Genomic DNA, 7,160 nt, shown 5'->3' on the forward strand with positions numbered 1-7,160 from the left:
AGCCGATGCGCAGCGCCGCCAGCCCGTGGATCTTGGAGAAGGTGTGCGTCATCACGGTGTTTTCCGTGGTCGCCACCAGTTCAAGGCCCACCTCGTAGTCGTTGCGCGAGACATAGTCGGAATAGGCGGCGTCCAGCACCAGCAGCACATGCGACGGCAGCCCGGCCCGCAGCCGCTTGACCTCGTCGAACGGCAGATAGGTTCCGGTCGGGTTGTTCGGGTTGGCCAGCCACACGAGTTTTGTCTTCGGCGTCACCCGCGCCAGGATGGCGTCGACATCGGCGGTGAAGTTGGTCTCGGGCGCGACGACATTCCTGGCGCCATTCGCCATTGTGGCGATCGGGTACACCAGAAAGCCGTGCGTGGTGGAGATCGCCTCGTCGCCCTGGCCGAGATAGGTGTGCGCCAGCAGGTTGAGGATTTCATCCGAACCGGCGCCGCAGATGATGCGATTCGCATCGAGCCCATAGGCGCGGCCGATCGCCTCGCGCAGCACCTTCGAGGTTCCTTCCGGGTAGTCTTCCAGATGGTCAACGGCGTCCTTGTAGACGGCCATCGCCTTCGGCGACGGCCCGAACGGGGTTTCGTTCGCGGACAGCTTGAACACCTTGCGGCCCGGCTCCGGCACCGGCGTCTTGCCGGGCGTGTAGGGCGCAATATCGAGAATGCCGGGATTCGGCACGGGGCGGGACATCTTCAACTCCGGAAATGGCGGGGCGGCGACCTAGGACCTGGCCGACCCGTTCGGGGGCACCGTATAGCGCGTTGCGTGGCTGCCGACGAGGGCCGAGGAGCGCACCGAGGCCCCGGCCTGGATCAGGGCAGCCTTGATCTTCTCGAAGCCGGTGCCGGCATCCGACACCAGAAGCGCCGCGCCGTCGAAGGCGGTATCGGGGACCGCTACGATTTCGGCGAGCGGCGCTACTGCGCGGGCGATATCGGCGTTCCACCCGGAGACGCGCACGCTCCAGGTCTGCACTTCCGTCACCATGGCATCGTCGGCGACCCGCGAGATCACGAACACCGGCAATGCCGCCGGATGATCGGCGCGTTCGAGGAACGGCAGCCGCGCGATGATCTTCGGCGCGCCTTCCGCCTCGAGCAGATTCCACCATGGGGTGCGGCTGGAGATCGCCGAGACCAGCGCCAGATCGCCCTTCGATTTCGCCACCGCTTCGACGGCCGCCTGCGCGCTGAAATGGCCAACATAAGGCACCACGAAGCCAAAGTGAAACCGCGCCGAATCCCGCATCGCGGATTCGCCGACGGAGACGTCAGCGTGCACCGCGAACGGCGCCTGGACATAGGTGAACGTCGAGATGATGACGCGCCAGATGCTCTCGATGGTGTCGAGCGGCAGGATGCCGCGATGGCGCCGGACCAGCTCGCGCATCATGCTGGCCTCGCGCGCGGGGCGGAACGCGGAGCCGACTTCCTGGGTCTGCTTGACCTGGATCAGGCGGTCGATGATGTCGCCGCGCGCCATCAGCAGGCGATGGACCTGCTCGTCGATCGAATCGATCTCCTTGCGCAATTCCTGCAGCGAGGGCGGGGCCGGCGGAGCCTTCGACATCTGAGAATCGGACATTTTTGAGCAACCTGAGGGATGAAGCCCGTTCTCCCCCATGGTTCGAGACGGCGCAAGAGCACCCCTCGCCATGAGGGCTTCCGCCATCCGGTTAACCATGGGCCTGCCTTGACGAAAAGCCCGCCTGCGACTAATTTTACGGCATTCCGTGGTCATTTGAGCCGGCCGGCTTGCAGCCACGTTAAACAACTCGCTAAACAGGCCGGGGACCAGTTGATCCCGGCCGAACCTTTGTTCAGGCCGGGTTTTTTGTGGCCTGAGTTCTGGGCCTCCGCGAGGAGGCGGGTCGGAAGTCATGACAAACGCGCATTCGATACAAGGTCCGTCGATCCTCAGCGAGGATCGTGCGCACGAGGCCGATCATCCGACGTCGCTGGTGGCGAAGTTCGGCACCGATCAGCCCCTGAAACTCGATTGCGGCATCGATCTTGCGCCGTTCCAGATCGCCTATCAGACCTATGGCGAGCTCAACGCCGACCGCAGCAACGCCATTCTGATCTGCCATGCACTGACCCTCGATCAGCATGTCGCCAACGCGCATCCGCTGACCGGCAAGGCCGGCTGGTGGGAAATCATGGTCGGTCCCGGCCGCCCCATCGATACCGACAGATATTTCATCATCTGTGCGAACGTGATCGGCGGTTGCATGGGATCGACCGGTCCGGCCTCGACCAATCCGGCGACCGGCAAGGCGTGGGGGCTGGATTTTCCGCTGATCACCATCCCCGACATGGTGCGCGCACAGGCCATGCTGCTCGATCGCCTCGGCATCGAAACGCTGCTCTGCGTGCTCGGCGGCTCGATGGGCGGCATGCAGGTGCTGCAATGGACGGCGGCCTATCCGGAGCGCGTGTTCTCGGCGATGCCGGTCGCCTGCGCGACGCGCCACTCGGCGCAGAACATCGCGTTCCACGAGCTGGGAAGGCAGGCCGTGATGGCCGATCCGGACTGGCATCACGGGCGCTATTTCGAAAGCGACACCCAACCGCATCGCGGGCTCGCGGTGGCGCGGATGGCGGGGCACATCACCTACCTCTCCGACGCCGCGCTGCATCGCAAGTTCGGCCGTCGCATGCAGGATCGTGACCTCCCGACCTTTTCGTTCGACGCCGATTTCCAGGTCGAGAGCTATCTGCGCTACCAGGGCTCGTCCTTTGTCGAGCGCTTTGACGCCAACAGCTATCTCTATCTGACGCGGGCGATGGACTATTTCGACATCGCCGCCGACCATGGCGGCGTGCTGGCGAAGGCGTTCAACGACATCAAGACCCGGTTCTGCGTGGTGTCGTTCACCTCGGACTGGCTGTTCCCGACCTCGGAGTCCCGCGCGCTGGTGCATGCACTGAACGCGTCGAGCGCGCGGGTGTCGTTCGCCGAGATCGAGACCGATCGCGGCCACGACGCCTTCCTGCTTGACGTGCCGGAGTTCTTCGACATCACGCGCGCCTTCCTGGAATCGGCCGGCAAGGCGCGCGGCCTGAAAGGCAAAGCGTTTCCGGGCGAAGTGGGTACCGGTTCGCGTGAAGAAAACGCGTCAAGGAAAGATGGTTGATATGGCGCTTCAGGATCAGACCTTGCCACTGCCGGGCATCGTGCCCGACCGCACCGGCAGCGATCGCACCGATCATCTGCTGGTCGCCGGCATGGTCGAGCCGGGTTCGCGGGTGCTCGATGTCGGCTGCGGCGACGGTGAGCTGCTGCAACTCCTGGAGCGCCGCGGAATCGACGGTCGCGGCATCGAATTGTCGCGCGAGGGCGTCAACCGCTGCGTCGCCAAGGGCCTTGCAGTGGTGCAGGGCGATGCCGACACCGACCTCGTGAACTATCCCGACGACGCCTTCGATTACGTGATCCTGTCGCAGACGCTGCAGGCGACGCGGCAGCCGAGGGTGGTGCTGGAGAACCTCCTGCGCATCGGCCGCCGCGCCATCGTGTCATTCCCGAATTTCGGCTTCTGGAAGATGCGGCTGCAGCTTCTGATCGGCGGCCACATGCCGCGCACGGAGAATTTGCCGGCGACCTGGTACGACACCGCCAACATCCACTTCTGCACCATCAAGGATTTCGTCGAGCTCTGCGACGAGATCAACGTCAAGATGGAGCGCGCGGTGGCGCTGGATCTCTACGGCCGCCCGGTGCCGCTGAACCTGCCTTGGTGGGTCTGGAACATGTTCGGCGAGCAGGGCGTGTTCCTGCTGAGCCGGGGCGAGAAGGGTAAATAAGTTTCCGACGTCATTGCGAGGAGCGCAGCGACGAAGCAATCCATCGGTCCACGCGTGGCGGCATGGATTGCTTCGCTTCGCTCGCAATGACACCGTTAGACGTGAACAGCCACCATCGACCTCGCATCGCGCACCGGCCAGCGGCCGGCCTCCACCAGCGCGATGAACCGTTCCACCATCTCGTTGAACAGCGCCGGCTCTTCCAGATTCAGCACGTGCCCGGCTTTCGGAAAGAACGACAGCCCGGCCGCCGGCAGGTGCTTCTTCAGGAACAGGCTCGGCCCGACGCAATTGTCGTCCTCGTCGCCGCAGAGGATCAGCGCCGGCGTCGCCACGCGGCGGATCGCCTCCGTCATGGTGTAGACCGACGGGCGCTTGCCCTGAAAGCTGCGCATCGTGTTGGCCGAGCCCTTTGCGTCATGCCGCGCCAGCGCCGCATAGAAGTCGGCATGGCCGCGCGGGTCTTTCAGCAGGAAGGGAATCCGGCTCGGCGCCTCGCGCGTCGCCTTGGCGACTTCGACCGAGCCGATCGCCTCGTACTGCTCGGCATTGGCGACGCATTGCGCGCGAAAGGCGTCGAGCTTGTCCAGGTCCGCGCCGGAGCCGACTGCGGCAAGCGTCATCGACAGCGAGCGCGCCGGCGCGTTGAGCGCGACCTGCAGCGAGGAATAGGAGCCCATCGAGAGCCCGATGAAATGCGCTTTCTCGATGCCGAGATGATCGAGCACGGCGAGCGCATCGGTGTAGAAATAGTCGTAGGTGTAGACATCGGCCGAGGCCGGCACGTCGGAGGGCGTATAGCCGCGCGCCGAATAGGCAATGCAGCGGTGGCCGCGCGAGAAGTAGCGCATCTGCGGCTCCCAGTTGGTGTGGTCGGCCGCGAACTCGTGCAGGAAGATGATCGGCGTGCCGCTTCCGGCCTCTTCGAAGTAGAGGCGGACGTTATCCTTGGCGACAGCATGGGGCATTTCGCTTTCCTCTCGATTTTCCTGTCTTCACGCAAGATCATTGCGCGGGTGGTGGTGAAAATTGCAGTTAATTTTCGCGGCTGCAATACGGCGGACTGGATTCATTTTCGCCACGGAATCTGCGCGGAATAACCCCGGAATCGTTATCTGGCCGACACATGAAATCTTCCTCTCGTCATATCCCGCAATGCAAAACGCCCCGCGTTCGTTCGTACGCGAACGCACGGGGCGAGCAGGGGGTGCTACAGAGGATCAAGGATGAATCAGTTGTTTGCGTTTCGCCGGTCGCTTCGTTTCCTTGGGCTGGCGCTGTGTTCGGCTTCCGTCTTCGTATTTGTTTCTCCGGCTTCAGCAAGACCGCATCACGGCGCAGGGCGGAACGCCCGCGCGTATCACGCGGGTCACTTCAAGCATCATGCCTATCGCCACCATCGCCATGCACACTACACGTCGCGCCGGGAGCGCGAGGGTGCCGGGATGCAGGCCGGTGGCTTCGCCGAGTTCAATCCGGGCTATGCCCCGAACAGCGCGCCAATGATGGCGCCGGCCGGCTTCGGCCCGGCCAACGTCGCCGAAGCGCGAGCCGGTCGCGCCGGCCGCCGTGCGAGGGCACGACACGCCAGGCATGAATCGCGCTGGGAGCGCGCCGTCGCGCAGGTGCAGTCGCGCGGTCTTGCCGATGCCAACGCCAGCGTCGCGCCCGCCGCGGGCATCGCGTCGAATGCAACGGTGACGCCGACCGGCGGCGCCATGGCCTCCGGCTCCACGTCCTCGAATGTCGTCGCCGAAGCGCGCAAATATCTCGGCGGCAACCCGACCGGTCGCGGCAGCCTGTGGTGCGCGCGGTTCATGAACATGGTGCTGCAGCATTCCGGCTATCGCGGCACCGGCTCTGATATGGCGAACTCATTCGCGAGGTACGGCCAGCGTGTGTCCGGCCCGCAAATCGGCGCTATCGCGGTAATGTCGCGCGGCCGCCGCGGCGGCCATGTCGGCATCATCACCGGCGTCGACGCCAGGGGCAATCCGATCATGATCTCCGGCAACAACGGCAACCGCGTCCGCGAGGCCCCGGTCTCGCGCGGCCGGATCTACGCCTACGTCATGCCGACGAGCTGACACGGCGCATTGGAAGTGCAGCCCGGGTGAGCGCAGCGACACCCGGGACCTTCCCGCTACAAAAAGCCATTCGCTCACGGCAGCGGTTGCACCTGCGCCGCCATGTCGGGCGCGCGTGTGACGCGGTATGTCGCGTTGCTGCATCTGAGGACCCAGACCGCACGGTCCGGCCGGGAGCGCTTTGCGTCCCTGGTGGCGCCGAGCGCCTTGTCGCAGGTGAACCCCTGCATGCGAATCTGGGCCGACAGCATGGTCTGCGGCGTTTCGGCTGCAGCCCGTTGCGCGCCTGCCGGCGGGCTGAAGAGGACAGCAGCAAGTGTCAGAAGTAGCAATCCCTGGGTTTTGCGCATGAACTCAAACCTCCGAACAGACATCCGCTCGTCTGAGGGCTGAACTATACGGCGGGAAAGCCGGCGTTGTCTTGAAGTAAAAAATCGATGAAGCGCGCCGCGGCAGAGGTTTCATCTCGTTACAGGAGCGACGCGCTGCTGAAGCAGCCTGTCGGCAAATTGAACGCCCACCGGAGCGCATCAAAATCCTCCAGTTGGCAGGCCTTTGGCTCGGCGGCCACCAGATCCTTGTCCACGACGACGGTTTCCTTCCTGGCGCTCTTGCGCCTGATTTTCTGATCCTTCGGCTGAGTTGCGAAAGAGGAGAGATCGCGCCAGGGCGGACCGGAGTTACTCGCTGCAGGGATCGCTGGCGGCACTTGCAGTAGCGGCTCTACTGGATCGAGATCGGGCTCGGACTCGGCAAATTCGGCATTCCTGCGCCTGATCTTCGGACCCTTCGTCTTCCTGGTTTCGAAAGAGGGGATCTCGCGCCATGGCGGGCTGCTCGTTGCAACGATCGCTGGCGGCACGCGAAGTAGCGGCTCTACCGGATCGAGATCGGGCTCAGGCCTGGCAAATTCGGGATCGGCAGGTGCGGGAGGGACGTAAGCGGCTGGCAACGGCATGGCGATCGCGACAGGCTGTTGAACAGCCCTTGCAACGACAATCCGATTGCTCTCTTGACGGGAAATGCTTGAGGCATTGGTGGCGTCGAAGTTTCCATATGCGAACCTGAACGAAGCCACTGCCGCCAGGATAATTAGAAACGTCAAGCCAAGCCAGATCGTCCTGATCACATTGAGCCCCCACTCGCTGTATCCGGTAAGTGAGAGTATCGCAGATTCCGGATTTTGGTTCGGCGAGGGCCGACAATCTCTTAACCCGACTTCGCGGATTCGCGCCCGAAAACGCGAATTTTGAGATTTTTTGT

General features: G+C 63.9%; 8 protein-coding genes and 1 riboswitch. Of the genes, 3 read left to right on the plus strand and 5 right to left on the minus strand.

Features of this window, described 5'->3' with window-relative positions; all coding sequences use genetic code 11:
• Together V7E26_RS28200 and V7E26_RS28205 are read right to left on the minus strand one after the other, a co-directional pair.
• Nucleotides 1-694, minus strand: a 694-nt coding sequence (locus V7E26_RS28200) for a pyridoxal phosphate-dependent aminotransferase (protein ID WP_324422676.1), incomplete at its 3' end; no start/stop codon positions are given.
• A gap of 30 nt (nt 695-724) precedes the next feature.
• Nucleotides 725-1,573, minus strand: a complete 849-nt coding sequence (locus V7E26_RS28205; RefSeq protein ID WP_324422683.1) for a chorismate mutase — start codon at nt 1,571-1,573, stop codon at nt 725-727.
• 153 nt (nt 1,574-1,726) lie between these two features.
• A riboswitch (SAM riboswitch) is annotated at nt 1,727-1,806 on the plus strand.
• Nucleotides 1,807-1,883: 77 nt separating this feature from the next.
• On the opposite strand from V7E26_RS28205, the gene metX reads away from it, so the two are divergent.
• Together metX and metW are read left to right on the plus strand one after the other, a co-directional pair.
• Nucleotides 1,884-3,140 carry a homoserine O-acetyltransferase MetX gene (gene metX / locus V7E26_RS28210; protein ID WP_324422677.1) on the plus strand — a complete coding sequence of 419 codons (1,257 nt, stop codon included), beginning with the start codon at nt 1,884-1,886 and terminating at the stop codon, nt 3,138-3,140.
• 1 nt (nt 3,141) lies between these two features.
• The gene (gene metW / locus V7E26_RS28215) at nt 3,142-3,810 is read left to right on the plus strand and encodes a methionine biosynthesis protein MetW (RefSeq protein ID WP_324422678.1); all 669 of its coding nucleotides are present in this window, start codon (nt 3,142-3,144) and stop codon (nt 3,808-3,810) included.
• A 95-nt stretch (nt 3,811-3,905) separates the two neighbouring features.
• On the opposite strand, the gene V7E26_RS28220 is transcribed toward metW, so the two are convergent.
• On the minus strand, nt 3,906-4,778 hold the full coding sequence (locus V7E26_RS28220) for an alpha/beta fold hydrolase (protein WP_324422679.1): 873 nt from the start codon (nt 4,776-4,778) through the stop codon (nt 3,906-3,908).
• A gap of 258 nt (nt 4,779-5,036) precedes the next feature.
• Here V7E26_RS28220 and V7E26_RS28225 point away from each other — a divergent pair, with 258 nt between their 5' ends.
• The gene (locus V7E26_RS28225) at nt 5,037-5,897 is read left to right on the plus strand and encodes a TIGR02594 family protein (RefSeq protein ID WP_324422680.1); all 861 of its coding nucleotides are present in this window, start codon (nt 5,037-5,039) and stop codon (nt 5,895-5,897) included.
• 74 nt (nt 5,898-5,971) lie between these two features.
• On the opposite strand, the gene V7E26_RS28230 is transcribed toward V7E26_RS28225, so the two are convergent.
• A complete protein-coding gene (locus V7E26_RS28230) occupies nt 5,972-6,247 on the minus strand; it encodes a hypothetical protein (protein WP_324422681.1) in 276 nt (91 codons plus the stop codon).
• 119 nt (nt 6,248-6,366) lie between these two features.
• Nucleotides 6,367-7,160: hypothetical protein (locus tag V7E26_RS28235; protein WP_324422682.1), on the minus strand; the 794-nt coding region annotated here is incomplete at its 5' end.

It is taken from the genome of Bradyrhizobium sp. (assembly GCF_036735945.1).
Taxonomy (GTDB): Bacteria; Pseudomonadota; Alphaproteobacteria; order Rhizobiales; family Xanthobacteraceae; genus Bradyrhizobium.

What these genes read in the sequence shown, in the direction of transcription:
- V7E26_RS28230 (WP_324422681.1), bottom strand. Translation starts at nt 6,247, where the DNA reads ATGCGCAAAACCCAGGGATTGCTACTTCTGACACTTGCTGCTGTCCTC.
- metX (WP_324422677.1), top strand. Translation starts at nt 1,884, where the DNA reads ATGACAAACGCGCATTCGATACAAGGTCCGTCGATCCTCAGCGAGGAT.
- V7E26_RS28225 (WP_324422680.1), top strand. Translation starts at nt 5,037, where the DNA reads ATGAATCAGTTGTTTGCGTTTCGCCGGTCGCTTCGTTTCCTTGGGCTG.
- V7E26_RS28220 (WP_324422679.1), bottom strand. Translation starts at nt 4,778, where the DNA reads ATGCCCCATGCTGTCGCCAAGGATAACGTCCGCCTCTACTTCGAAGAG.
- V7E26_RS28205 (WP_324422683.1), bottom strand. Translation starts at nt 1,573, where the DNA reads ATGTCGAAGGCTCCGCCGGCCCCGCCCTCGCTGCAGGAATTGCGCAAG.
- metW (WP_324422678.1), top strand. Translation starts at nt 3,142, where the DNA reads ATGGCGCTTCAGGATCAGACCTTGCCACTGCCGGGCATCGTGCCCGAC.